Below are 24,856 nucleotides of genomic sequence, written 5' to 3'. Positions count from 1 at the left end.
GGGATGTGCCAGCACATCCGGCAACCGGGGATTGCAAAGGGGAGTGAACAGACCGTGCGACGCATCGGTGCGCTGCTGGGCACGCTGGCACTGGTACTGCTGACGGCTCCGCCGGCCGCAGCCATCGAACCACCGGTCATCGACGCGGCCGCTGTTCCACCGGACGAGACGGGCCCCGATCAGCCCACCGAGCAACGTCGCCAGTGCTCGGCGCCGATCGTCTTCCCGAACTCGAATTTCACCGATCGTCCGTGGGCGAGTGACTACCTGCGGCTGGCCGACGCGCAGAAATTCGCAACCGGCGCGGGCATAACTGTGGCGGTCATCGACACCGGTGTGAACGGCTCGCCGCGGGTCCCGGCCGAGCCCGGTGGCGACTTCGTCGACAAGGCCGGCAACGGGATGTCGGACTGCGACTCGCACGGCACGCTGACCGCCGCCATCATCGCCGGCCGCCCGGCGCCCACCGATTCGTTCGTCGGCGTGGCGCCCGAGGCCCGAATCCTGTCGCTGCGGCAGACGTCGGACAACTTCCAGCCGGTCGGTGCCCGGCAGGACCCGAACAACCCGAACACCACGCAGACGGCGGGCTCACTGCGCAGCCTGGCCCGTTCCATCGTGCACGCCGCCAACCTGGGCGCCCAGGTCATCAACATCAGCGAGGCAGCCTGTTACAAGGCGACCCGCCCCATTGACGAAGCCACAGTCGGGGCTGCGATCAACTTCGCAGTCAACATCAAGGGCGCCGTCGTCATCGTCGCCGCGGGCAATACCGGCCAAGACTGCACCCAGAACCCGCCGCCGGAGGCCGACGAGCCCGACGATCCGCGCGGCTGGCGGCAGGTGCAGACCATCGTGTCACCGGCCTGGTACTCGCCCCTGGTGCTGACCGTCGGCGGTATCGGGCAGACGGGCCAGCCCAGCACCTTCTCGATGTCGGGACCATGGGTGGACGCCGCCGCGCCGGCCGAGAACATCACGGCGCTGGGTTATGACGGCAACCCGGCGAACGCCCTGTCCGGTGCCGACGGGCCTATCCCGATCGCCGGGACATCCTTTGCCGCCGCGTATGTCTCGGGGCTGGCCGCATTGCTCAAACAACGTTTCCCCGAGCTGACCGCCGCGCAGCTCATGCACCGGATCACCGCGACGGCCCGACATCCCGGTGGCGGTGTCGACAACTACGTCGGCGCCGGTGTCATCGATCCGGTTGCCGCGCTGACCTGGGATGTACCGCCGGGGCCAGAGGCCGCGCCGTACCGCGTCAAACAGTTGCCCCCTCCCGTGGTGGTGGTGCCGCCGGACCGCGGACCGATCACCATCGTCGTGCTGACCGGGGTCGGCCTGGCCCTGGTGCTCGGTATCGGCGCGATCGCCCGGCGTGCAGTGAGGCGCCGATGAAGGAATTCCTGGGCCAGTTCGGGTTCCGGTTCACCACCGGGCATCTGCTCCTGAGCGCGGTGTTGATCCCCGCCCTCATCGGAGTGTTCGGCACGCTGGACCTGCTGTGGCTGGGCATCACACTGAGCGTGCTGCTGGCCATCGCCACCACACTCACGGTGCGCGGCCGCCGGTTCACCGGCTGGATCGCGGCACTGTTCTCCTGGCGGCGCCGGCTGGCGACCCCACCGCCCGCCCCATCCGAACCCGCCGTCGGCGCCACCGTACAACCCGGCGACCACGTGGCGGTGCGGTGGCAGGATGACCACCTCATCGCGCTGATCGAGCTCATCCCGCGCCCGTTCACCCCGACCGTGCTGGTCGACGGTGAGGCGTTCACCGACGATATCGTCGACACCCGCTTCGTCGAGAAATTGATCGAGGCACATTGCCCGGAACTGGAAGCCGATGTGGTGTCCGCCGGTTATCGGGTCGGTAAGACCGCACCCGCCAACCTGGTGGCTCTCTACGACCAGGTGGTCGGCCCGTATCCGGTACCGGCCAACCGGCGCACCTGGATCGTTCTGCGCGCCGATCCCGAGTCGACCCGCCGGCCCGCGCTGCGTCGCGACACCGGGGTGTCCGGCCTGGCCCGGTACCTGGTGTCCTCGGCCACCCGCATCGCAGATCAGTTGGCCGGCAACGGCATCGACGCACGCTGCAGCCGCAGCTTCGACGATTTCGACCGGGCCACCGAGATCAGCTTCGAGCGCGAATCCTGGTCGACCATCAAGGGCCGCAGCAGCTTCACCGTCGCCTATGTGGCACCGGGGGGCCCCGATGTCTGGTGGTCGGCCCGCGCCGATCACACCATCACCCGGGTACGCATCCGGCCCGGGCAGCCGCCGACGGCGACCGTGCTACTGACCACCTTGGCGAATCCTTCGACACCGCGCGGCTTTTCCTGCCTGTTCGGCGGGCAGCGGGCTGCACTGCTGGGGGAGAGCCCGGTGACCGATCGGCATTACGAGCTGCCCATCGGTTCGGCAGGCGTGCTGATCGGTGAGACCGCCGACCGCTACCCGGTGTACATGCCGTTCGACGATGTGGACGTCAGCATCAACCTCGGTGATGCCCGTCTGTTCACCCAGTTCGTCATCCGGTCCGCCGCCGCCGGCGGGGTGGTGACACTGGGCCCCCAGTTCGGCGAGTTCGCCGGATTCGTCAACGGGCGCGTCGGGCAGGTCGCCAAGGTGTCCTGGCCCAATTCGACGACCTATCTCGGTCCGCACCAGGGTGTCGGTCGAGTTGTGCTGCGCAGCAATTTCATCGAGACACCGCGGCACAGTCAGCTTCCGATCCGGCTGATCAACCCGCGCGAGGAGAGTCGCTACCAGATGGCATTGGAGGGGGTCTCGTGACACCGCCGATGAGAGTCGAACCGGCAGACCTGCGCAGCAAGGCGGCCACACTGGACGTACCGCTCCCTGCCACGCCGGGGAACCCCCGGCCGCCGTGTGGTCTCGGATTGGCGGGCGTCGCCGTCGCACAGGTCAGCGCCGAGGGTGAAGGCATGAAGGCGTTCATCGAGGCCGGGCAGGAAGAAGCCAAGCTGCTGTCGATGACGATGACGGGGGCGGCCGCGCTCTACGAGAAGACCGATGCCGCCGGAGCCGAGGCCATCGACGGCACCGTCCGCGATATCGCCGAGATGCCGGTGCCGCCGATGGATGTACCGACATCGGCTCCCCGGATGCCGATAGCCGCGTGCCCGGCGCCGCCCGGGTACCTGGACGTGGGCACTGCCGCCGAGCAGATCGCGCAACCCGACCAGGCGGCCACGCTCGACACCTTCGCCTCGAACTGGGGCAGCTACGCCGGCCAACTGGCCGCGCGCGCCGACGAATTCAACCTCGCCGGTGTCGACTGGGACGGTTCCGCCGCCGAAGCTGCCGGTACTGCACTGCGGCAGCACAAGGACTGGCTGCAGGAGATGGCCCGGTCCGCAGTCGAGATGTCGGACCACGCGAAGGAACTCGCTCGCATCCACCGCATGGCCGTCGCATCGCACCCGACGGTCGCCGAGGTCAAGGCCATCGAGGCACAGATGAGCATGGCCACCGATGCCAACCAGATGGCACTGCTGCTGGCCGAGTACCAGAAGCTGCAGGCGAAATCCGAAGAGGTGCTTGCCGAGTACGCCGCGGCGGCAGCCATCACGCCGGTCAAACCACCGACACCGCCCATCCGGAAGGCGTTGGAAACCGGTTGGGACCGCGGTAAGAACAAGAAGACCGAGGGTGAGGTAGAACCTCCTCCGCCGCAGCCTCCGACGCCGACCACCGGGAGCGATCCCGGGAGCGGTGGCGGTGGCGGCGCACCCGGTGAAGCCCAGCCCACGATGTCACCCCAAACGGCTGCGCCGCAGAGCGGCCAACAGTCCGGCGCACCCACCGGCGGCTCACCCTCCGGCAGCGGCGCACCTTCCGGCGGCGGCTCTCCGGCCGGCGGCGGCTCACCCGCCGGGGGCGGAAAGTCCGGCGGATCCCCCTCGGGCGGTGGCCTTCCCGGCGGCGGGCTGCCCGGTATGCCCGACGGTGGAATGCCCGGCGGTCTCGACGATCTCGGGCTGGACGATCCCGGTGTGTCACCGGCCGGGGTCGGTGGTGGTGGCTCGGGTGGGGGTTCGGGAGGTGGCGGTGGCGGCGGAGTGCCGTCGATGCCGTTGCAGCCCAGCGTCGGTGCCGAGACGGTCGCCCCCGCGCCCGGGGGCGGCGCGCGTGCCGGCGGCAACGCCGGCGCCATTCCGGCTTCGGCCATGGGCGGCGGAATGGGTATGGGCGGCGGAATGGGCGGCATGGGGCACGGCGGTGGCGCTCAACAGGGTCAGCAGAAACGCCGCGACCCCCGGTTCGCCCCCGACGAAGAGCTCTATACCGAGGACCGGCCGTACACCGAACCCGTGATCGGGAACCGGCGCCGTAAAGACGCTCCGGACAAGGAGTCCAAGTGAGCGAGGAGATGCATCCGGAGGTGGCCGCGGTGCTCCGCCAGGCCGGTCGGTTGCAGGAATTGATGGACGCGCAGCTACACAAGATGGCCAACGAGTCCTTCACCGCCTCCGACGAATCAGACACGGTCGAGGTCACGCTGAACGGGCATCAACGACTGGTCGACGTCTACCTCGCCGACGGTGTGCTGCGACTCGGGGCCCACACGGTGGAGGAACGGCTCAACGAGGCGTTACGCAACGCCACCGAGGTTGCCGCCGAATCCGTTGCCGCCGACCGCGATCGGCTCAACGACGCGGTGGCCGAGATTACCGAGAGCTAGTTCGGCGACACGGCGCAGTCACTTCAGCTGGTACCGGGGCGCCGCAGTCTATCTCAGCGGCCACATGGGTCGCTCACAGTCGAATGCCTCGTCCTGTGCGGCCCGAAATGCGCTGATATCGACCAACGGTGCCAACTGCGATCCTCGTGCGAATTCGGCACGAGGATCGCCTCCTCCCCCGCAACGGCACCAGCTCGCCCGATCGCACGCCCGTCCCGAGTCACGGTGAAGGCCTGACCACGTTCGACCGCGTCCAAGATCTCCTTGGCGCGCAGGCCGAGATCGCGCTGGTTCACTTCACGTCGAGCGCTCATGTGCTTCAGCGTAGGACTCTGCGCCACACACCGAAATATCGCAGCGCGCAGCGAGCGCTCAGAGGTTAGAACCGCAGGTTGCGGAGCAGGTCATAGACGCCGGCGATCCACAACAGCAGCGGGATCACCGCGGCGATCGAGGCACCGTCGAGCAGTTCGAAGATCCGCTTGGTCACCGGCGAGAGCCGGTTGACGTTATCGGTGGCGGCCACCGTGATCAGCGCGACGAAGGCGATCAACAGGTACACCGCCAGCACCAGCCAGGCGCTGTCCGGGTACCACAGGCACAGTCGCACAGTCACGCCGGTCGGCACCGCGACCGTCACCGTCATCAGAGCCCAGGCACACCACCGTTCGGCGTACAGCCGCGAGCGGAATCCGCAGATGACGGTGACCAGTCCCGCCACGATCATACTGTGGATGAAGAAGTGCCCCTGCACCACCACGGTGATCGCACCGGTAGCCAGGATCGCCGCGCCGGCGGTGAGGAAACCGATCAGCAGCTGTTTGGAGAGCTCGCTGCGTTCGGTGAGCCGCGCCGCGGAGTCCGGCACCGAGGCGATGATCGCCTGCCAGGTTGGTGTCTCCTCATCAGCAATATCCGGTCGCGAAACGGGATCGAGCAGTTCGTCATTGGCGACGGCCTCGCCGGGCGCGGGAATGGGCGGCAACGCGATACGCGCTACCGCCACGGTCAGCTTGGCCGCGTTGGTCACCACGATCAGACCGAAGGCGATGGCACCGGCGGGCACCCACTCCTGTCCGCCGTATCCGAAGGCGATGGCTGCCCCGGTGATCGCGATCGTCAGCACCGCACCGAAGGCCGCCACGCTGGCCCGCTTTCGCGGACCGCCACGGGTCGCCAGGGTGTACAGCAAGGCGACGGCGGCCGCCCCGGCCACCTGCGGCGCACCGAGGCCATCGGCCTCACGGGGTAGCGGGACAGCCAGCGCCGCCGCACCGGCCAACACCGGAAGTGCAGCCACCAGCAGGCTTTCGGACATGTCGAGGTTGCCGTAGCGCGAGCGGGACACCAGCCCACCGGTCAACAGCCCGAGCCCCAGCACGGCCAGCGCGATCGCCCACCACCAGTGCTTGCCCGACTGCGTCCAGGCCACCAGGGCGACCCCGGTCGCGATCGTCGAGACCAACGGGATCGCCAGGCCGACGAACCGGTTCAGCGCCGTGCGGTCGAACTCCGGGGATTCGTCGAGCACCGCGATGGCGTCGATCACGTCCTCGACCAGCGGGCGATACCGTTCGGTCCGGCTCACCGAGACCAGGGTCAGCAGCGCGCCGTCGACGACACCCGCGTCGTCGAGTGATTCGCCCGCCGTCATCGGCGGCGCACCGGGACGAGCGAACGCCCATACCCCCTGCGCCTTGAAATCGAAGCCCGCCAACACATCTGCCGGCGAGTCATCGAGCAGCTCGGACAGCACCGAAACGGTTTCGTCGATGTAGGTCTCGATAGGCGCCGATGCCGGCAGCACCAGATCGGTCATCCGGCGGCCGGTCAGGATGGTGACCCGGGTGGTGGACGGCCGGCCCGGGGTCGCCGATGAGGTACTGCTCGCCCCGGCCGGAGCTGCCGTCGTGGTCAACGCCGTTCGAGCCGGTCGAAGTCGTCGGACAGTGCGGCGGCGAGTTCCAGGATCCGCCGCTGGAAGGTCTTGCCGAGCAGGTCTAGTTGAATCTCGGTGCCCGCGGCGATGTGCTTGTCCCAGGGCAGCACGACGACGCGGCCGGGCGGCACATGCCGTTCGAACTGCTGCACCAGATCCTCGACGTCGATATTCGTCTTGCCCGGCGTGACGTGGTTGATCACCACACAGGACCGTCCGAGCAGATCCTGGTATCCGTTCTGGCGCAACCAGTCCATCGTCATGGCGGCCTGTCGTGCCCCGTCGATGGAGGCACTGGCGACGATCACCATGCCGGACACGGTCGCCAGGACCCCACGCGATGCGGGCTGGAACAGCCCGGCACCGCAGTCTGCGAGCACCAGGTTGTAGTACCGGGACACCACGCTGACGGCGCCCTTCCAGTCCTCCTCGTTGAACTCCCGGCGCGCCGCACTGTACTCCTCCGAGGACAGCACCTCGAGGTTCGCGGCATTCATGCTCGTGTAGGCGCGAATATCGTTGTAGCGGGACAATTCCTTGTCCGACAACAGGTCTGCGATGGTGGCCGCGGACTGCCTACCGGCCCGATCGGCCAGATTCCCGCAATCCGGGTCGGCGTCGATGGCCAGGATGCGGTCACCTCGAACCCGGCTCAGCGCCGATCCCAGGGCCACCGTGACCGCCGTCTTGCCGACACCGCCCTTGAGCCCGAACACGCCGACCTGATATGAGTCCCGGGCATTCCGGCGGACCCGCGATTGCAGGTCCATCTCGTACACCTCGTCCGGCGAGGGCCCCATGTTGATACGGGTCAGCATGTACAGCCAGTGTCGCCAACCCCGCTGGGACGGCATCTTGACCGCGGTGCGCACGCCGACATGCGACAGCGCATCGATGGCGCGGTGGTTACCCATGCTGGCCGCCGACGTGGGGGCCGGCTGCCCGGTGGGCGCCGGCACACTCGACGGTGTCCACGAAACTTCTTGCGACTCAACGTAGTGCGCGCTCGGCGCGGGCGCCGGGGCCGAACGCGGTGCAGGTGCGAGCGGCGAGAAACTCTGCTGCTCGTACCGTGCCCCGGCGGGCTGGCCGGCCTGCGGCGTGCGCAGCATCCCGTTCTGCACATGCTGTGGTCCGGTCACCGGGATCTGGCTGGTGACCTCGGTGGCGCGTGGCGGTGGAACCGCCGATCCAGTCGCCGGTGGAACCGCCGATCCGGGTTGGCCCGCCGGCGGTGCCGCGGAAGTCTGCGTCGGCGCTGGGGTGATCGGCATCGGCGGCGGGGTGCGCTCGCCGGCGTAGCCGGAGCCACCCGCGCCCGAGGCGTGGATCGGCATCGGTGGCGCGGTGTCGCGGTGCGCACCGCCATCCTCGTCGGCGGCCTCGGCGGCACCGGAGGAATGGAAGAGCCGGTCATAGTCGGCCGACATAAGGACCTCTCAAAGTCGTGCTGTTACAGGAACGCACGGGGTGGGCGGACAGGCCCAAGGCTAGTCCGCCCACCCCCCGGTTGCGGTCGTTCTAGGCGAACATCCCCGTGACGCCGTTCTCGATCTGCTGCATGTGCTGACCGGAATCGCTGATCGTCTGGGCGAGGTTCTGCAGGGCCGCGTTCAACTCGGCCGAGGTGCTGTCCCAGCGCATCTGGACGGCCTGGTAGGCCTCCGAGCCCGAGCCGCCCCAGATCGAGGCCAGCGACGCGAGCGAGGCCTTGCCCTCGTCGAGCAGACCCTGAGTGACGCCGACGGCGCCGTGGATCTCGCCGGACGAGCCTTCGATTCCGCCGAACTGCCAAACCTGTTGTGACATGTGCTATCTCCTTCTATGCGTTCTGGGGTCAGAGGTTCATCGCCGAGGACAGCGTCCCGGCCTGATCTTCATCGGCGGTGGTGTACTGCATGCCCGAGGTCTGGATGTTCTGGGAGATGTCGTTGAGCTCCTGGACCTGGCGGGCGGCGGCCTCGTGGAAGCGCATCAGTGCGGCCTGGGCGGCGGTGCCGGCCTGGCCCACCATCTGCGCGGCCAGGGCCCCGCCGGTGGCCTCCACCTGGGAGATGACGCCCTTCAGTTCGCCGGAGATGCTCTCGAAATGGGCTGCCTCCTTGGCGAGGACAGCGGCATCGGTATTCATCTGTGACATGCGCGGTACCTATTCCTTCTTCCTGTGTCCTCACCGGATGATGGCGAGTCTTCCAGCCCCCTCGGCCGGGAAGTCTTGTGTGTGTTGGTGATTCACCAGTCGTCGTCTTCTTCGTCCTCGCCCAGATCGTGGGCGAGCGCCGACGGAGCCGCCAGGCTCTGCCGGTTCGTGCCGCGTTTGGCGCCGTGGCCCGCACCGCCCATCGGACCGCCACCGGCACCGGCACCATTGCCGACCGGAGCCAGTCCCGCGCCGGCGCCACCGGCCGCCGCCCCGACCGGACCTGCGGCGCCTGTCGGGGTCTGCCCGAGCAGCCCGTTCATCAGCGAGGTGCTCGCCAGGGTGCCGCCCGCGCCCGGAAGCGACGCGGCGCGGACCAGTCCCGCGCCGGCCCCGGCGCCGGTACCACCGGCCAGCGGATGGTTCGAGAACGGGCTGGCACCCATCAGCCCGAACTGCGCGCCCTTGTTGAGGCCACCGCCGAGCTGGCCGAACATCGAACTGACCTGCTGCAGCGGCGCCACCAGCTGCTGCACCGGCTGCGTGACCGACTGCAGCAACTGCTGCGGGGCCTGGGCGAGCATCGACCCGACCTGCGAGGCGACTTGTATACCCATCTGTGCGCCCTGTTGCGCGCTGCTCATCAGCTGCTCGGGTTCACCCTGAGCCTGCTGCGCGGTGTTCTCCGCCTTACGCGCCTGGGTCTGCGCCGCGACGGATGCCTGGTTACTCTGGGCGGCTGCCCGACCCGCGTGCAGCGCGGCGGATTCGATGGTCGCCTGGGCCGTGACGTGTGCGAATGCCATCTCGCGCATCGCCGACCCGGGCAGCGTCGCGGCGATCTTGCCCGAAGCGAAGCCCAGCGCCGCCTCACCCACACCGGGCATCACGATCGGCTTGAGCGGGGTGATCGGCTCGAACACCGTGTTCGCCGCCGTCTCCGCCTGGTAGCCGTGCATCGCGCCGGCCGCCTGTGTCCACATCCGCACGAAGTAGTCGAACTCGTTGACCCCGATCGGAACCGCGTTCACCCCGAGGAAGTTGGTCGCCTCCAGCACAGCGTGGGTGACGTGGTTCATCTCGATCTCGACCAGCGGCGGGGTGACCGCCATGGCCAGCAAATAGGAGTTCGCCTGCGCGATGGCCTGCATGGCGCGCTTCTGGGCCTGCAAGGCGCTGGTCCGCAGCCACACCACCATCGGCATGGTCGCCTGAACCGCCCGGTCGCTGGCGCCGCCCTGCCACGAACCCGCCAACGAAGCAAGGCTCGCCGACAACTCCTCGGCCTGGGTCTCCAGCGCTATGGCCAACGCCTCCCAGGCAGCCGCCGCCTGATACATCGGCAGTGCCCCGGCGCCTGCCATCAACCGGCCGGTGTTCACCTCCGGCGGTAATGCCCCATAGAGCATCGGCACAATTGCGGGAACTGTGGTCATAGTTTGCTGGACTCAGTCTCGTATCAGGGACCGGCGGTCAGAATCCGCTCAGGACAGCGTTACCGCAGCCTGTGCGTCGGCAGTGGTGTAGATACCGGTGGCCTCCAGATAGGCGGCTCCGGCGCGGGCCAACTCCTGCTGGGCATAGGCGTTGAGCGCGGCCATCTGCGCGCCCTCACTCGCGAACGCCAGCACGGCCTGCACCGAAACCTCCTCGGCACCGGCCGGCAGCAGGGCCGATGCCTCGGCCGTTGCCGCGGTGCCGGTCGCCAGACCCCGGGACCCGTTTGCGATCACCTGACCGCCGACACCCAGAACCGCGGGATTGTGCGCCAAAGGTTGCATTTGCAATTCCTCCTCACATCTTCCGAAAAGCCAGTACAAAACCTTTGAGAAGGGAGACGCACCTGTTGCCCACGAACGGGCACCGCATCAGAATCGTTCCCCCGACTCATTTGCCAACCAGCAATCGTCAATTTTGCTGAGTGGCTACGAATCCATAGTAACCGCGGTTTGGGGGTGCTCAGAACACTTCTTCTGCGGGGGGGTCGATATAGGCCGCCTGGACCACTTCTTTGCCATCCGGAGAAACGAGAAGTGCCTGGCCAGGGGGCCTGCGCTTGAGTTTGAACTCGCTCGTCGGAAACTCCGTCTTCTCCCCGGAAAGGAACAAAGTCGGGGATCCGGCGCCATAAGCGGCGCCGACGAACTTGTCCATGGTGGCCCGGTGCGCCTGACTCATCTGGCACGTCACGATGATGTGCAGGCCGATGTCCGCAGAAGCCGGCAGCAATGGGGCCAACGGTGCCATCGGGGGCACCATCCCGCCCGCGGCGACGATCATGTGCCAGTCGTCGACGAGCAGCACGACGTCCGGGCCGCTCCACCACGACCGCGCCCGGAGCTGCGCGGTGGTCAGGTCCGGCGGCGGCAGCCGCTTCTTCAGATTCACCGCCAGCGCCTTGATCGACTCGTCGAGCGAGGTGCTGTTGCGATTGACCGCGCCGGCGTCCAGCAGATGGCTCTGCGGTACGGCATCGAGCAGACCCGAGCGGTAGTCGGCGAGCATGAAGCGGACCTGCTGCGGGCTGTTGCGGGCACAGATCGCCTGGGCCACCGCATGCGCGATCGTCGTCTTCCCCGATTTGGGTGCACCGAAGACCAGCAGATGCGGGGTGATCTGCATGTTGTTGTAGGCCACCGACAGATCGGACTCCCGGATACCGACCGGGATGGTCCACCGGGAACGGTAATCGGCATCGGGGCCCGGCGGCGCGGGATCGAGCTCGCGCAGATGGATGCGCTCGGGCAGCACCCGAACTCGCGGCGCCTCATCGGTGTGCAGCGAGGCGATGTGATCGACCGCGGCGGTGATCGCCGGCACGATATCGGCGACGCTGTGCACCCCGTCCAGGCGAGGCACACCCATCATCAGGTGGTGCTTCTCCCCCGAGATCGCCCGTCCCGGCCGGTTCGCCGGGATATCCCGGGTCATCCGATCGACCTGGGTCTCGTTCACATCACCGAGGCGGAACTCCACCTTGGTGCCGAGGTAGTCCCGGACCCGGGACTTCAGCTCCGTCCAGCGGGGTGTCGAGATGATGGTGTGCACCCCGAACGCCAACCCCTGACCGGCCAGGTCCTGGACCACCGGCTCCAGATCCGGGAACTCCGCCACGAAGGCCGGCCAGCCGTCGATGACCAGGAAGACATCACCGAACGGATCTGCCGACGCCGGATGGTTGGGGTCTTCACGCATCTGCCGGTAGGTCGCGATGGAACCGACCCGAAACTGCTTGAACATCGCTTCACGTTGCCGCAGTACGGCTTTCATCTCGGCAACGGCGCGATTGACGCGATCCGGTTCGGAACGGGTGGCGACGCCGCCGACGTGCGGCAGATCCTCCAGATACATCAGACCGCCGCCACCGAGATCGATGCAGTAGAACTGCACCTGGCGCGGGGTGTGGGTGGCCGCAGCCGACAACACCAGCGTCTGCAGGAAGGTCGACTTGCCGGTCTGCGGGGCCCCACCGATCGCGATGTTGCCCGCGGCCGCGGACACGTCGATACCCCACACCTCCTGCCGGTGCCGACGCGGTTCGTCCATGATGCCCAGACCGAAACGTAACGGCTGCCGTTGATCTCGCTCGACGAGCTCGTTGACCGGGGTCGGGTCGGTCAGCGGCGGCAGCCACATCTTGTACGCGCGCACCTCGCCGGTGGTGAGCTGGTCGAGCACCACCTCGCGCAGGACCCGGGGTTCTTCGGCGGTAGTCATGCGCGATCCGCCTTCGGCTTCTCGCTGGAAGTCATTGCGCGATCCGCCTTCGGCTCCTCGCTGGAAGTCATTGCGCGACCAGCGTTCGGCTTCTCGCTGGAAGTCATTGCGCGACCAGCGTTCGGCTTCTCGCTGGAAGTCACGATGTCACCCCCGAGGCATCCATCAGCGGCGCCGCCGTGAACGGCTGGATCCGGACCTGGCTGGGCACGTGGATCCGCTGTGCCGAATCACCCTGGTTGCTGATCGCCGAGGCCGGCACGTAGTTGGTGCCGGTGTAGACGCTGCGGAACTTCACCGGGTCCTCCATACCCACCCGCAGGAACCCGACACCGCTCTCTTTATTGGTGATGTACTGGGCCTCCGGCGTCCCGATCACCGCCTTGGATTCCGCGGAGCTGGTGGTACGCAATGCGATTCGATAGGTGAGGTTGGGCTCCAACTTGTCGATCCGGACACCGCCGGTGTTCAGCGACTGGGTGGCCAGCAGCAGGTGCACCCGCAGAGACCGGCCGACGCGGCAGATCCGGTCGAACAACCCGATGAAATCCGGGTGGTTCTGCAGCAACTCGGCGAACTCGTCGACCACCACGAACAGTGTCGGCAGTGGGGGCAGGTCGGCACCGCGTTCCCGGTGTTTCTCGTACTCGGCGACACCGGAGAGGGCACCGGCCGCACCGACCTGGATACCGGCCTGCCGCAGGATGGACTGGCGGCGGTCGAGCTCGCCGGAGAGCACCTCACCCATGCGATTGACGAGTTCGGCTTCCTCTTCCATGTTGGTGACGACGGCCGCGGTATGCGGCAGCTTCTCCATGCCGAGGAATGTCGAACCGCCCTTGAAGTCGGTGAGCAGCAGGTTCACCTGATCGGGGTGGTGGGTGGCCGCCAGCGACAGGATGAGTGTGCGCAGAAACTCCGATTTACCGGAACCCGTTGTCCCGATCAACATGCCGTGCGGACCGGCACCGAACTCAGCGCCCTCCTTGATGTCCAGGTAGGAGATCTCACCGGTCTTGAGCTCGTGGCCGAACGGGATCTTCAGGCGGTCCCGGTCGGTGTCGGTGAACATCCGCCAGCGCGACGGGGTCACCTCCTCGACAGACTGCGCACCCACCAATTGATGCCATTCGGTGGCGACCTTCTTGTGCACCCTGGTGCTCTTGTCGATGATCGTCCCGGTGATGGACCAGCCGGCCAGCTTGCGCGCGAGGCGGCCGGCCTGTGCCGGGGTCATCTCGTCGGCGGTATCGGCGACCAGACGGAAGGTCTGGTTGGGCAGCCGGTCGTCGGCACTGCCGTCGGGATCCAACCGGATGCGGTACGCCGACCCGCGGTGATTACCCAGGGTTATGACGGTGACGCCGGCCCGCCCGTCGACCGGGAAACCGGCCTTGCCGCCGGTCAGGTCGATCACCACGACGTATGGCCCGCTGGGCGCCGCATCGGCGGTGTGCGGACCGCGCGCGGTCAGGTCCGACAGCCCGTCCGGACGGGTGAACACCAGCCGGGTCGGTCCGGCGGCGTCGGTATCGGTCTGGTGCTGCACATGCGGCAGCCATTTGAGCCAGGCCCAGTCCGGGTCCTCCGGGTTGTCGACCAGCACCCGGATCTGCATCAAGTCCGGCGGATGGAACACCGCCAGGTGGCAGATCATCGCCCGAAGCAGCGCGGCTGCACGCTCGGCGTCACCACCGACGGCGATGGTGGGAAAGGTCCTCAGCTGCACGAGTTTCGGACAATCGTGGATGAGGCCGTGGGTGCGCAAGAACTTGATCAACCACATGTGGCTGACCGGCTCCAGATGCGGCTGCGGCGCCCCCGACGGCCCGCCGAGTTCACCACCCACCGACGGTTTGAGCAGTCGGTCGACCGCCGGTTCGGAGCCGACACCGATCCGCGCGGCGGCGAAGAAGTCGGCATTGGACTGCCGTGACCACTGCCGGTTGGTCCCGATGATCGACAGCAGATCCTCGGGATGTGGTGCGTGGTAATTGAAGAACGTCACCTGCGCGGCCGCCGACGTCGTCACCCGGGTGCGCAACCCCGCCAGGTAGCGCAGGTATTCCTTGCGGTCGGCGTTGATCTCGGGGACCCGCTTGCCGCCCGGGCCGCCGCCGGCCATGAATCCGACCGTCGCCATGATCATCATCAGCGGCATCATCAACATGTACGGCGACAGCTGCCGGATACCGGTGAAGATCATGATCGCGATCATGCCGAGCATGCCGCCACCCATCACCCAGGGCAGCGCCTTCTGAATACCCGACGGCGGGATATCGATGCCGAGGTCATCCGGTGCGGCGATGTTGATCTCGCCCGGGGTCAGGCGTGGTCCGCGTTTGATGATCGGGGTGAATTTCTTGGTGGTCATCCACCTGCTCCTTCCGGCGGAAGCGGGGATCCGGGGGCCTGCGCAGGCAGGTTGCCGCCCGGCGCCGGGACCGGTGCGCCGGCGGCCGGGACCGCGCCCGCCGCGGGTGCGGCCAGTTCACCGGTCACCTTGCGCGGGTTGGGACTCGGCGGCAGCGTGTCGTGCTCGAGCAGTGCCGCCTGCTTCGACAGCACCGGCCCGTCGATCAGCCAGCTGACCACCTGCCACGGCGCGGTCAGCGGGCCGCTGAGCCCCAGCGAGGCCGCGGTGTCCTCGTTGGGGAGGCCGTACCGCACGCCCTGCGGGTCGATGTAGTACAGGCTCTCGCCGTAGCGCGGGTCCGGTGACTGCAGCCGGATGAACTGCCCGCCGTCGATGAAAACCGTGGCGTTACCTGATATCTGGTCGATACCGCCGTTCATCCTCGCCGCCGGGACCGGCAGGTGCCGGCCGCTGATCACGGTCTGTCGAGGGCCCTGATCGCCGGGGTCGCGCTGCCAGGACCAGCACAGTGTCGGCGCATCCTGACGCAACCGGATGTCCATCGGTTGATCCGGCAGCGGTGAGACGAACACCTGCTCGGCGATGCTGGCGACATCGCTGGCCTCCACCGAGGGTGGGGTGATCAGCCCGAAGGAATTGGTGGCGCGCAGTGCCGCCGACGTGGTGCCGTTGACCTTGGCCACACCGTCAGTCAACACGACGTAACGCTGCTCGATATCGTTGTTCAGGGTCCGGAACACCGAGCCGACAACCAGATTCGGCGGCAGCCCGAGGTTGTTGGGTACCCCGGCGCCCGGCACCGCGGGGAGTTTCCACGGACCGACATTGGGTAGCGCGTTGAACAGCGCCTCCGAGATCGGGGTCGCCCGGGCGGTGACCGGGATGCCCACCGCCGAGGTGACGGCGCGGTCGGCAAGGTCGATGGCGTGGCGGCCGTCCGCGGTGACCAACCACGTGCGGTCCTCGTAGGTCACCAGCACACCCTGGCTGGGGCGCATCGGTCCCACCGAGGCGTCCACCGCCAGCGGCATGACCAGGGCCGAGGTGTCGACCGTCGGGGCCACGCTCTCGGGCTTGATCACGTTGTCGCACAACGACCATGTCGATGTCGGCACACCCACCGGTGTCGCATACGGCGCACCCGGGATACCGATCGGCTGGCCCTTGAGCATCCGATCCAGTTCCTCGGATTTGACCGCCGACGGGGTGGCCGCGTTGCCCAGCACCAGCCGTGCCGACGTCAGGTTGTAGACCGGACGGATGCTGTCCGAACCGGGCACCATCACGTAGAGCTGATTGGTGGTGCGGTCGACCAGCAGGGTGTCGCTACCGCGCTTGCCGAGGGGTTTGAAATAGGCCAGCAGCGCGGCGCCCAGGCAGATGACGACGGCGATGACGACACCGCACATCACCGCGCGGCTGTAGAACTGCAGCGGGTCGTCGAACATCCGGGTGTCGCGGCGCACGATGGCGTGCTCGACGCGGCGCAGCAGGAATCGCCATCCACTGACCTGCACCTTGGTGGTGAGTCTGAATCCCGCCATACCTGCCCCGGCCTACTCGCCGATGTTCAGCCGGCCGTGCACAACGTCGATCGCCGCGGTCATGTCCTCACCGCTGATCTCGCTGAGCTGCTCCACACCGAGGCTCTCGAAGTCCAGTGAGCGGGCCAGCCGCATATCGCGGCTCTGCTCGCCGGCCTCCACCAATTGTCGTGCGTACCGGCCGTTTCCGGCGATGTCCAGGGCGGGCTTGCCGTTGAGCAGCCGGTCGTGCAGCAAGGTCGCGGCCTCCAGCACCCGCTTGGCGGCCTCGTCGCTGAGCTGCGAATCATTGGACTCGGCAATGACCTTGGCGATATCGACGATCTCCTCGGCGGCGTAGGAATCGAACTCGATGCGGGTGGCGAACCGGGACCGCAGACCGTCGTTGGCCTCCAGCAGCCGGTCGATATCGGCGCTGTACCCGGCGATGATCACCACCAGCCGGTCGCGGTCGTTCTCCATCCGGGCCAGCAGGGTGTCCAGCGCTTCGGTGCCGAACGGGTCGGCCCGGCCGTCGCGCTCCTGTACCAGGGTGTAGGCCTCGTCGATGAACAGCACCCCGCCGAGTGCCCGGTCGATGGTGCGTGACGTCTTGACCGCCGACTGCCCTTCGTATTCGGCGACGAAGTCCTTGCGCGAGGTTTCGACCAGTTTGGGTTCGGCGATGACACCGAGCCCGGCCAGGATGTTGGCCACCACCCGGGCGATGGTGGTCTTACCGGTGCCGGGCGGCCCGGTGAACACCATGTGTTTGGACTGCTGGGCCACCTTCATACCGCGCGCGGCGCGCACCCGCGCCATCTGAGTGGCCGCCCGGTACTTCTCGATCTGCTCCTTGACCCGCCCCAGTCCGATCTGGCGGTCAAGTTCGGACTGGGCGTCGGCGAGCAGTTTCTCCCGGCCCGAGGTGTCGGCGACCACGCTGCCCGGATCCCACGGATCGGTGCGCTGCGCGATCTTCTCGGCGCTCGTCGTGACCAGCCGGTAGGCCGGATCTCGCAGGGCCGCAGTCACCTTCGGGGACGGGTGGGTGGCCTGCAGCCATTCCAGCAGGGCCAGCGCCGCGTCCTCGTTGCCCTGGCTGCGCCGTGCCATTGCCAGGTACCAGGCAATCGCCGGCGCACATGCCTCGCCTGCCGGGGACGAGTTGGACTCAGTCAGGCGCCGTTCGGCCTCGGTGAACAGTCCGAGATTGGTCACCGCCACACCGTGCGCGACACCGCCCGCAGCACCGAGGAACTTGTCCGGCCAGTTGCCCGCCGGGCGGACCTCGTCGATGACATCGGTCCAGCGTTCGGCCGCCCCGTAGATCACCGCGCGGATCCAGGACACCAGGTACTCGCCGCCCATCGCCGGTGCGTCGTCCAAGGCTTCCATGGCGTCGGCGTAGTTGCCCTCGGCGGCCTCCCGGACGGCGAAGGCCATGGTGATGGCCAGCGGCGAGTTCACCGGATAGGTGATGTCGCCGTAGAGCCCACCGATCGGGATGCGCGCACCGAGGCTGTTCATCGAGATCTCGGCGGCGCCGGCCAGCTGCCCGAAGTTGTTCCGCGAGAACCACGCCCGGAACAACGTGGCGCGGTCGGTGTCACCGCACCGGATCCGGCCGACCCAGGCGTCACAGGCGGTCTCGTCGGCCGCGGTGATCTCGGTGAACAACTCCAGGGATCGGGCCGGTGCGCTGGGCAGCATGCCGACCGCCGAGCCGAACAGGCCCGCCAGATGCTCAGTCATGCTCACCTGCGTACCGGGTCGAGAAGACGTGCGCCTGCGCCGCCCGGGCATCCTCGGGTGAGGGCAGTCCCACACTGCGGGTCAGGAAGTCGCGGGTATCGACGGTGTCATGACCGTGGTGCAGCATGCCCTCGAGCACATAGGAGAACTGCGCGGAGCGGGCCTGTTGGGTGGCCAGGTCGGCGATGACGACGATCTCGGCGGCGAGCTGATCCTCGGTGTCGGCGTCCACGGTCGCCTCCGGGGACAGCTCGATCCGGTGGATCCGGCCATCCAACGCGGCCGAGACGGTAACGGTACCCGGCGGGTTGGTGACGGTGAAGAGGGGCTCGCCGACGGCCTGCTCGGCATCGGCGAGCGGCCCGTCGAAGTCGTCCAGATCCGATGGGCCGGCGGCACCGGGTACCTCGAAGAAGGCGTCGAAGGCAGCCAGGCCCTCGCCCGGCTCGTCGGCGCCGACGTCGTCGCAGTCGTCAAAGGGCTCGCTGCCCGCCATGGGACTTCTCAATCTCCGTCGTCGTAGTAGGTCGGCTCGGCCTTGGCCTCGAACCAAGCCCCCGCCGGGAGGAAGGACATCAGCCCGTCGAGGGCACGCTGCAGGTTGTCCTGGGTGCCGGCCAGAAAGCTGCCGTACAGCTCGCCGTTGACCCTGCGGGGAATGGACACGATGCGGCCCTCCGCTGAATCGAGCACCCCGGCGGCCACGTCGGCCTGGGTATAGGTGCCCCCGGAGTGCCGTTCGGAGGCCGTGATCTCCACCCAGCTGTTCGGGTTGGCCGTCGCCTCGGCATAGGTCCGGGCCGAGGCCGGGGCAATGCCGAACTGCGACAATTGATTCGGGGTTCGGGACTCGGCCAGCCGGGTGGAGATCGCTGTCATGGGTTCAACATCGGCCGGTTCGGCCGGACCCAGCACCGCGGTCACCATGCCGGCCAGACCCACCTGCGGCGCCACCCGTTGCAGCACCAGCAGGTCTCCGTCGCGGGCCGCGATGACGTGGCGCTCACCCTTGCGGCACACCACGAAACGCACCATCTTGCCGCCGATGTCGCGGCGCCACCAGCGCCCCTCCAGGGTGCGGTCGGGACGCGACAACGTATCCGTCATCGCCGCCACCTCAGGGTGCGGCGCGCCGAAGGCGTCGAGCACCCCCTGCTCGGTCAGGTCGCGGGCGACCTGACCCCAGACCTTGTCGCGCAGCTCCGGCTGCGGGATGTTCGGCCGGATACCCAGCGAGGGCGGGAACTCTTCGAGTTGCAGACGGTCGGCGATCACCAACATGCCGTCGATCGTCACCTCGACGGCGACGACATCGTCATAGTGCGTGGGTTCGCCGTGACCGGCGAAGGAACTGGTCATCGGCTACATCCCCCTCCCCCTTGGAGAACTATCGTCGCGTCACGCCGGTCCGCGCTCCGGATTCACCGTAATCGGCATCACTTTCCCCGCTTTGCGCACACCAGGACTCTGACGACCCTAACAGCGGCCGGAGTACCCCGGATGCACCAATTCTGGAGCGCACCGCGGGGATGACCGGTCGTTTGCCGGGCACCGCCGGTCCCCGGTGCCGAGGGGGTCGTGGTTGATACTTGGGTGGATACACCAGGGCGAATTCACGAGGAGGATGCGTTGACCGACCGCGATGACGCACTGCGCCGGGAGTTGGGTTGGACCGGTCCGGAGGACTCCGACTTCGAGCCCACCGCCGGCCCCGGCGTGCCGCCGACTCCGCATCCGCCGCGCGGTGTGGACACCGGACCCATTCCCGGCCAGCGGCAGGTTCCGCCGCCCGCGGCGCCGCCGGGATGGCCGCAGCAGCAGGCTCGGCCTGCCGCCCCGCGACCCCCGGGAGGGCCGCCCCCGTACAACCCGCCGCCGTGGCCGCAGCAGCCACCGCCCCCGGGTCGGGTCACCCCACCGGCACCACCGGCGTCCTATGCCGACCGGATCCCGGTCCACGACCTGGTGCCCGTACAGCGCACCCCGCCCGGTCGGGGCTGGCGCCGCCTGCTGTTCCGTGCATCGTTCGGGCTGATCAACCTGGGCCCATCACCCGATGAGGTGCACCAGGCGGAGCTGGAGGCGCGCATCCGCGGGGCGCTGCGCGGTCACTACAAGATCGGCGTGCTGGGCAAGGGCGGGGTGGGGAAGACGACGGTGTCGGCCAGCGTCGGCTCGGTGCTCGCCGAACTGCGCCAGGACGACCGTGTGGTGGCGATCGACGCCGATACCGCGTTCGGCAAGCTCGGCAGCCGGGTGGACCCCAAGGCGGTCGGCTCGTACTGGGAATTGGCCGGAGATCAGCATCTGGACACCTTCGCCGATATCCGCGGCCGGGTCGGCAACAATGCCGCCGGCCTGTTCGTGCTGGCCGGCGAGGGCACCCCGGCCCGGCGCCGGGTCCTGGACCCGGCGATCTACCGAGAGGCCACCGCCCGGCTGGACCGGCATTTCACCATCTCGATCGTCGACTGCAGCTCCACCATGGACAGCCCGGTCACCCAGGAGGTGCTGCGCGATCTCGATGCCCTGATCGTGGTGTCCTCGCCCTGGGTCGACGGCGCCGCCGCCGCGGGACAAACGATGGACTGGCTGGCCGCCCGCGGGCTGACCGGGCTGCTGCAGCGCACGGTCGTCGTGCTCAACGATTCGGACGGACACGCCGACAAGCGCACCCGCAGCATCCTGGCCCAGCAGTTCGCCGGGCAGGGCCAAGCCGTCGTGGAGGTGCCCTTCGACGGGCAGTTGCGTCCCGGCGGGGTCATCGCCGGCAGCGCGGTGATGTCGCCACAGACCCGGCGCAAGTTCGTCGAGATCGCCGCGGCGCTGGCCGCCCATTTCCCGACCCACGACGACCGCAACCGGGAACGGTTCTGAATTCGGTTCAGGTCCAGTCGATCTGAGCGATCAGCCGGTCGAGCGCCTGCGCATCCTCGGCGCTGATCGGATGTTCGGCCTCCGCCCCGGAGACGCAGTCCTCGGCGACCCCGGCCGCCTGTGCGGTCTCGCCGACGGTGAGGTTGGCGCGGCGTCGCGCGGCATAGAGCCGCTGACCGAGGGTCGCCGTCGATGCCGTCGCCGCCAGCACGGTGAGTTCGTCGATGCGGCTGCGCACCGCGCTCAGCGCGCGGATCAGATCGGGGGTCACCTGGATCCGGGCGGCGCGCGCCGCCACCGCCTCGAGCTGACGCAGATCGGCCAGGATCGCGACCGTCCGCGCGGTGAAATCTGGGGCGGTCACCGGGGGCAGTGCTGCGATGGTGCCCGCAAAGGTGTTGGCGGCGGCGGCGACGGCCTGCGCGATCAGCGGTAGCTCGTCGGCGGCGGCCGGCGCACGGGCCGGCGCGGGGCGGCCGCCCGGCTCGCCGCGCCGGATTCGCTCGATGGTTCCCGGCTCCCACTGCAGGACCGCCTCGAGCTTGGTGCGGGTGCCCAGGCGTGGCCAGCTACGGCCCTTCTCGAAGGCGATGAGCGCGCCGGCGTTGATGACCCCGTCGGCGGCGAGACTGCGCTGGCTGACGTTGAGTTCACGGCGACGCGCTGCCGCGGCGGCACCCGCCCGGACCATCCCGGGATCGTCGCCGGTTTCGACCACGCCGTATCCCTTCTGGTCCCCGAATCGGGTTCGTCGATCGTAGCGAAACCTGGAGCAGTGCTATGGCTTGGGGTGCAGTTCAAGCGTCCGCAACGCTTTTATAACCGTATCAATGCAACAGTTTAACTGTTGCGTATTCACTGGCCTTTTGGCGCAAACCAGCACATGATCGCTCTAGCAGCGGCGTGGATCGCATTACCGATCCGCGCCCGCCGCTTCACTTTCCTTCAACTAACTGTTGCATTGCTACAGTTTGTGCTCTAGATTCGTCCGCAATGCGGCAGCCACGCCGCCGTACGAGGGGGACACACATGAACGCACTGGGCCTGGACGGATTGCCGGTCGGCGAATGCACCCGCGATCCCGAGCGCTGGACGAACACCGCCGACGAGGCGGCCAAGTCGATCTGCCGGCTGTGCCCACGCCGCTGGGCATGCGCGCGGGAGGCCTGCGAGCTGCCGCGCGCCGAGGGTTTGTGGGCGGGCATCGTGATTCCCGAGTCGGGGCGCGGCCGCACCTTTGCCCTGAAACAGCTGCGCTCGCTCGCCGAACGCAACGGCTATCCGGTCCGGATGCGCCGACTCTTTCTGGAGTCCGCCTAGATCAGCCCGCTCCCGCTGCCGCTTTCGAGGGGCCGGCAGCGGGGGCGCGGCCTGTCAGACCTTGGCGATGAAATCCGAGGTGTAGATCTCGGCGGGTTGCTGGGAGTGCGGGTCGGGCCGTTCCACGGAGACCCAGATCCCGGTGGTGCCGGAGTCGACCGGGGTGTTCACCGTGACGGTGGCGGCACCCAGACCATCGGTGCGCACGCCGATCGGCGCCACCCCGCAATCCGCCGAACCGCGCGGCATCTGGAAGACCTTGACGTAGTAGTCGGTGTTGGGCACCGCGGTCTGCAACTGGACCTCGACCGGGACGACACGACCGGCCGCCGGGTGCACCACAGTGACCGCCCGGGCGTACCCGGTGCGCCAGGTGTATTCGGCAACACTGAAATCACAGGCCCGCACGACGCTGGTCATCGGCATCACCGTCGACCCCGCGGGCGCCGCGGTCGCGGGTGCCGCCGCACTCACCGACATCGTCAGCGCGGAAACCGCGCTCACCAGCACAAAAGCGCCCCGACGCGCCATCGTCCGCCAACCCTTCAAGAAGTTACTCGCCAGTACGATTCTACCTTCTGAAGCGTCAATTTTGACGCCCACCAGCCGTGATGGTCATCACCGCGCAGACCACGGAATAGCGGGCGGGGTTACACCCGTTGAGATGACCGACGGTGCCGGACATGCCCCGGGTACCACTTAGAGAACTGTCGCTGCGTGCGACCACTTGCCGAGAGGCGACATGCCGGCACCGTCACCACAGGGTTACATTTGTCCGGTGAGCAACGCCGACCCAGCTCCCGACGAAGTCGATTGCGGCGCATCCTCATTCACCGGTGTTCTGCATGCCCGTGAAGTACCGCTCGGTGGGCCGCGTGCCATGTCGGTCCGCCGGACGCTGCCCTCGCGGGAGCGGTCCATGGTCGGCGCCTGGTGCTTTGCCGACCATTACGGTCCCAACGACGTGCGCGCTGGGGCGGGCATGGACGTGCCCCCGCACCCGCATACCGGATTACAAACCGTGAGTTGGCTTTTCAGCGGTGAGATCGAGCATCGCGACAGTGGAGGCGTGCATGCGCTGGTGCGCCCGGGGGAGCTGAACCTGATGACCGCCGGCGCCGGCATCTGCCATTCCGAGGTCTCGACGGCGGCCACCACCACACTGCACGGTGTGCAACTGTGGGTCGCCCTGCCCGACGCCGACCGCGGCACTGCCCGCGACTTCGCCCACTACGTGCCCGAACCAGAGCAGATCGAGGGCGCGACGCTGCGTGTGTTCCTCGGCCGCCTCGCCGGAACCCGGTCACCGGTGCATACCTTCAGCCCGTTGCTGGGCGCCCAACTCGACCTGGCGCCCGGCGCCACCGTCACACTCGACGTGGAACACGAGTTCGAACATGGTGTGCTGCTGGACGAGGGCACGGTGGCCGTCGGCGGCAATACCCTGCAACGTGCGGATCTGGGCTACCAGTCGCCGGGCTGCGCCCGGCTCGGGATCACCAACACCGGAAACGGTCCGGCTCGGGCGATCCTGCTGGGTGGCCCGCCGTTCGGTGAGGCGCTGCTCATGTGGTGGAATTTCGTCGGGCGCAGCCACGACGAAATCGTCGCCTATCGGCAGGCCTGGCAAGACGGCAGTTCACAGTTCGGCGAGGTGCTCGGTTACCGGGGCCCGGTCGACAGGCTGCCCGCACCGTCGATGCCCGGCACTAGGCTCAAACCCCGTGAGCGCTGAACAGAATCCGGCCGTGGTGACGCCCGGCGACAATCGCTTCACCATTGCGCTGGACGGCCGCCAGGTCGGTCTCGTCGACTTCCACGACCGCGACGGTGTGCGGATCTTCACCCATACCGAGATCGACCCCGCGTTCGGCGGGCGCGGCCTGGGTACCCAACTGGTGGCCGAGACGGTGGCCGCCACCCGCTCCGCCGGGTTGCGCATCGAGTCGTACTGCTCGATGGTCACCCAGTACCTGGCGAAGAACCCCTAGCTCTGCAGATACTGGGCGGTGCTGCCGCCCAACGGAACCGCGGGCATACCGAGCTTGCGGTGATCCCAGCTGCGGACCCGGCCGGGCACCACCCGCACCGAGACGCGGTTGTTCATCATCTGCTCGACGAACGGCTTCATCTCCTCGGTGTAGGGCCCCGTATAGCGCTCCCACACGCTGATGCCGACCCGCAGATTGGTGTCCGGATCGTCGATGATCTCGGCGGTACCGTCGATCGACACCCCGCGCAATGTGTCGTAGGTGTGCCCGTCCTCGACCAACACGGTGATCGTCGGGTCGCGACGCAGATTCACGACCTTCTGCGATTTGGCCTTGGTCTCGAACCAGATCTCGCCGTCGAGTACGGCGTACCACATGGCCACCAGGTGCGGGCGACCGTTGGGCAGCACCGTGGCCATCGTGGCGGTGCGACTGCGGTCGATGAACTCGGTGATCTCGTCATCGGCCATCACGATCTTCGCGCGCTGATTGGTTCCCATGATC

Annotated in this window: 23 protein-coding genes; 8 read left to right on the top strand and 15 right to left on the bottom strand. The window is 68.0% G+C overall.

What is annotated here, in order from left to right; genetic code table 11:
• Window positions 1-54 precede the first annotated feature (54 nt).
• Genes mycP through ACLBYA_RS24780 form a run of 4 tightly spaced genes read left to right on the top strand, consistent with a single transcriptional unit; the run spans window position 55 to window position 4,713 of the window.
• Window positions 55-1,401: a type VII secretion-associated serine protease mycosin gene (gene mycP / locus ACLBYA_RS24795; protein ID WP_447712111.1), complete on the top strand. Its 1,347-nt coding sequence runs from the start codon at window positions 55-57 to the stop codon at window positions 1,399-1,401.
• The gene (gene eccE / locus ACLBYA_RS24790; RefSeq protein WP_447712110.1) at window positions 1,398-2,801 is read left to right on the top strand and encodes a type VII secretion protein EccE; all 1,404 of its coding nucleotides are present in this window, start codon (window positions 1,398-1,400) and stop codon (window positions 2,799-2,801) included. Before mycP ends, eccE begins: the two co-directional genes overlap by 4 nt.
• Window positions 2,802-2,809: 8 nt before the next feature.
• Complete coding sequence (locus tag ACLBYA_RS24785; RefSeq protein ID WP_447712109.1) at window positions 2,810-4,393, top strand: PPE domain-containing protein; 1,584 nt, start codon at window positions 2,810-2,812, stop codon at window positions 4,391-4,393.
• Window positions 4,390-4,713 carry a YbaB/EbfC family nucleoid-associated protein gene (locus ACLBYA_RS24780; protein ID WP_447712108.1) on the top strand — a complete coding sequence of 108 codons (324 nt, stop codon included), beginning with the start codon at window positions 4,390-4,392 and terminating at the stop codon, window positions 4,711-4,713. Before ACLBYA_RS24785 ends, ACLBYA_RS24780 begins: the two co-directional genes overlap by 4 nt.
• Before the next feature lie 379 nt (window positions 4,714-5,092).
• On the opposite strand, the gene eccD is transcribed toward ACLBYA_RS24780, so the two are convergent.
• The 12 genes from eccD to ACLBYA_RS24720 all read right to left on the bottom strand — a co-directional run bounded on the left by eccD (window position 5,093) and on the right by ACLBYA_RS24720 (window position 19,523).
• The gene (gene eccD, locus ACLBYA_RS24775) at window positions 5,093-6,631 is read right to left on the bottom strand and encodes a type VII secretion integral membrane protein EccD (RefSeq protein WP_447712107.1); all 1,539 of its coding nucleotides are present in this window, start codon (window positions 6,629-6,631) and stop codon (window positions 5,093-5,095) included.
• Window positions 6,628-8,082: a MinD/ParA family ATP-binding protein gene (locus ACLBYA_RS24770; protein ID WP_447712106.1), complete on the bottom strand. Its 1,455-nt coding sequence runs from the start codon at window positions 8,080-8,082 to the stop codon at window positions 6,628-6,630. The genes eccD and ACLBYA_RS24770 overlap by 4 nt, the downstream gene beginning before the upstream one ends.
• A gap of 91 nt (window positions 8,083-8,173) precedes the next feature.
• Window positions 8,174-8,461: a WXG100 family type VII secretion target gene (locus tag ACLBYA_RS24765; protein WP_447712105.1), complete on the bottom strand. Its 288-nt coding sequence runs from the start codon at window positions 8,459-8,461 to the stop codon at window positions 8,174-8,176.
• A gap of 28 nt (window positions 8,462-8,489) precedes the next feature.
• Entirely contained in the window at window positions 8,490-8,792 is a 303-nt protein-coding gene (locus ACLBYA_RS24760) for a WXG100 family type VII secretion target (RefSeq protein WP_447712104.1), read from the bottom strand.
• A 92-nt stretch (window positions 8,793-8,884) separates the two neighbouring features.
• Entirely contained in the window at window positions 8,885-10,228 is a 1,344-nt protein-coding gene (locus tag ACLBYA_RS24755; protein WP_447712103.1) for a PPE family protein, read from the bottom strand.
• 48 nt (window positions 10,229-10,276) lie between these two features.
• Window positions 10,277-10,573, bottom strand: a complete 297-nt coding sequence (locus ACLBYA_RS24750) for a PE domain-containing protein (RefSeq protein ID WP_447712102.1) — start codon at window positions 10,571-10,573, stop codon at window positions 10,277-10,279.
• 178 nt (window positions 10,574-10,751) lie between these two features.
• The gene (gene eccCb, locus ACLBYA_RS24745; RefSeq protein ID WP_447712101.1) at window positions 10,752-12,509 is read right to left on the bottom strand and encodes a type VII secretion protein EccCb; all 1,758 of its coding nucleotides are present in this window, start codon (window positions 12,507-12,509) and stop codon (window positions 10,752-10,754) included.
• Window positions 12,510-12,648: 139 nt separating this feature from the next.
• Window positions 12,649-14,883, bottom strand: coding sequence for a type VII secretion protein EccCa (gene eccCa, locus ACLBYA_RS24740; protein ID WP_447712100.1), 2,235 nt, complete (start codon window positions 14,881-14,883; stop codon window positions 12,649-12,651).
• Entirely contained in the window at window positions 14,880-16,430 is a 1,551-nt protein-coding gene (eccB, locus tag ACLBYA_RS24735; RefSeq protein WP_447712099.1) for a type VII secretion protein EccB, read from the bottom strand. The genes eccCa and eccB overlap by 4 nt, the downstream gene beginning before the upstream one ends.
• 12 nt (window positions 16,431-16,442) lie before the next feature.
• On the bottom strand, window positions 16,443-18,164 hold the full coding sequence (gene eccA, locus ACLBYA_RS24730; protein WP_447712098.1) for a type VII secretion AAA-ATPase EccA: 1,722 nt from the start codon (window positions 18,162-18,164) through the stop codon (window positions 16,443-16,445).
• Window positions 18,157-18,660 (bottom strand): YbaB/EbfC family nucleoid-associated protein, encoded by a 504-nt coding sequence (locus tag ACLBYA_RS24725; RefSeq protein WP_447712097.1) that lies wholly within the window; start codon window positions 18,658-18,660, stop codon window positions 18,157-18,159. The genes eccA and ACLBYA_RS24725 overlap by 8 nt, the downstream gene beginning before the upstream one ends.
• Window positions 18,661-18,668: 8 nt before the next feature.
• Window positions 18,669-19,523, bottom strand: coding sequence for an ESX secretion-associated protein EspG (locus ACLBYA_RS24720; protein ID WP_447712096.1), 855 nt, complete (start codon window positions 19,521-19,523; stop codon window positions 18,669-18,671).
• A 270-nt stretch (window positions 19,524-19,793) separates the two neighbouring features.
• On the opposite strand from ACLBYA_RS24720, the gene ACLBYA_RS24715 reads away from it, so the two are divergent.
• The gene (locus ACLBYA_RS24715) at window positions 19,794-21,041 is read left to right on the top strand and encodes a MinD/ParA family ATP-binding protein (protein ID WP_447712095.1); all 1,248 of its coding nucleotides are present in this window, start codon (window positions 19,794-19,796) and stop codon (window positions 21,039-21,041) included.
• 7 nt (window positions 21,042-21,048) lie between these two features.
• Here ACLBYA_RS24715 and ACLBYA_RS24710 read toward each other — a convergent pair whose 3' ends face one another.
• On the bottom strand, window positions 21,049-21,732 hold the full coding sequence (locus tag ACLBYA_RS24710; RefSeq protein ID WP_447712172.1) for a transcriptional regulator: 684 nt from the start codon (window positions 21,730-21,732) through the stop codon (window positions 21,049-21,051).
• Window positions 21,733-22,070: 338 nt separating this feature from the next.
• Between ACLBYA_RS24710 and ACLBYA_RS24705 the strand changes: the two genes are divergently transcribed.
• Complete coding sequence (locus ACLBYA_RS24705) at window positions 22,071-22,361, top strand: WhiB family transcriptional regulator (RefSeq protein WP_447712094.1); 291 nt, start codon at window positions 22,071-22,073, stop codon at window positions 22,359-22,361.
• A gap of 54 nt (window positions 22,362-22,415) precedes the next feature.
• Here ACLBYA_RS24705 and ACLBYA_RS24700 read toward each other — a convergent pair whose 3' ends face one another.
• Window positions 22,416-22,892: a hypothetical protein gene (locus tag ACLBYA_RS24700; RefSeq protein WP_447712093.1), complete on the bottom strand. Its 477-nt coding sequence runs from the start codon at window positions 22,890-22,892 to the stop codon at window positions 22,416-22,418.
• Between the two features lie 247 nt (window positions 22,893-23,139).
• Here ACLBYA_RS24700 and ACLBYA_RS24695 point away from each other — a divergent pair, with 247 nt between their 5' ends.
• Together ACLBYA_RS24695 and ACLBYA_RS24690 are read left to right on the top strand one after the other, a co-directional pair.
• Complete coding sequence (locus ACLBYA_RS24695; protein WP_447712092.1) at window positions 23,140-24,096, top strand: pirin family protein; 957 nt, start codon at window positions 23,140-23,142, stop codon at window positions 24,094-24,096.
• Window positions 24,086-24,352 carry a GNAT family N-acetyltransferase gene (locus ACLBYA_RS24690; protein WP_447712091.1) on the top strand — a complete coding sequence of 89 codons (267 nt, stop codon included), beginning with the start codon at window positions 24,086-24,088 and terminating at the stop codon, window positions 24,350-24,352. The genes ACLBYA_RS24695 and ACLBYA_RS24690 overlap by 11 nt, the downstream gene beginning before the upstream one ends.
• Here the strand turns inward: ACLBYA_RS24690 and ACLBYA_RS24685 are convergent.
• Window positions 24,349-24,852 carry a pyridoxamine 5'-phosphate oxidase family protein gene (locus ACLBYA_RS24685; protein WP_447712090.1) on the bottom strand — a complete coding sequence of 168 codons (504 nt, stop codon included), beginning with the start codon at window positions 24,850-24,852 and terminating at the stop codon, window positions 24,349-24,351. The two genes, ACLBYA_RS24690 and ACLBYA_RS24685, sit on opposite strands and share 4 nt — an antisense overlap.
• Window positions 24,853-24,856: the final 4 nt, after the last annotated feature.

This window comes from Mycobacterium sp. C31M, assembly GCF_053345865.1.
This window is presented reverse-complemented; position numbering and strand designations above follow the sequence as displayed.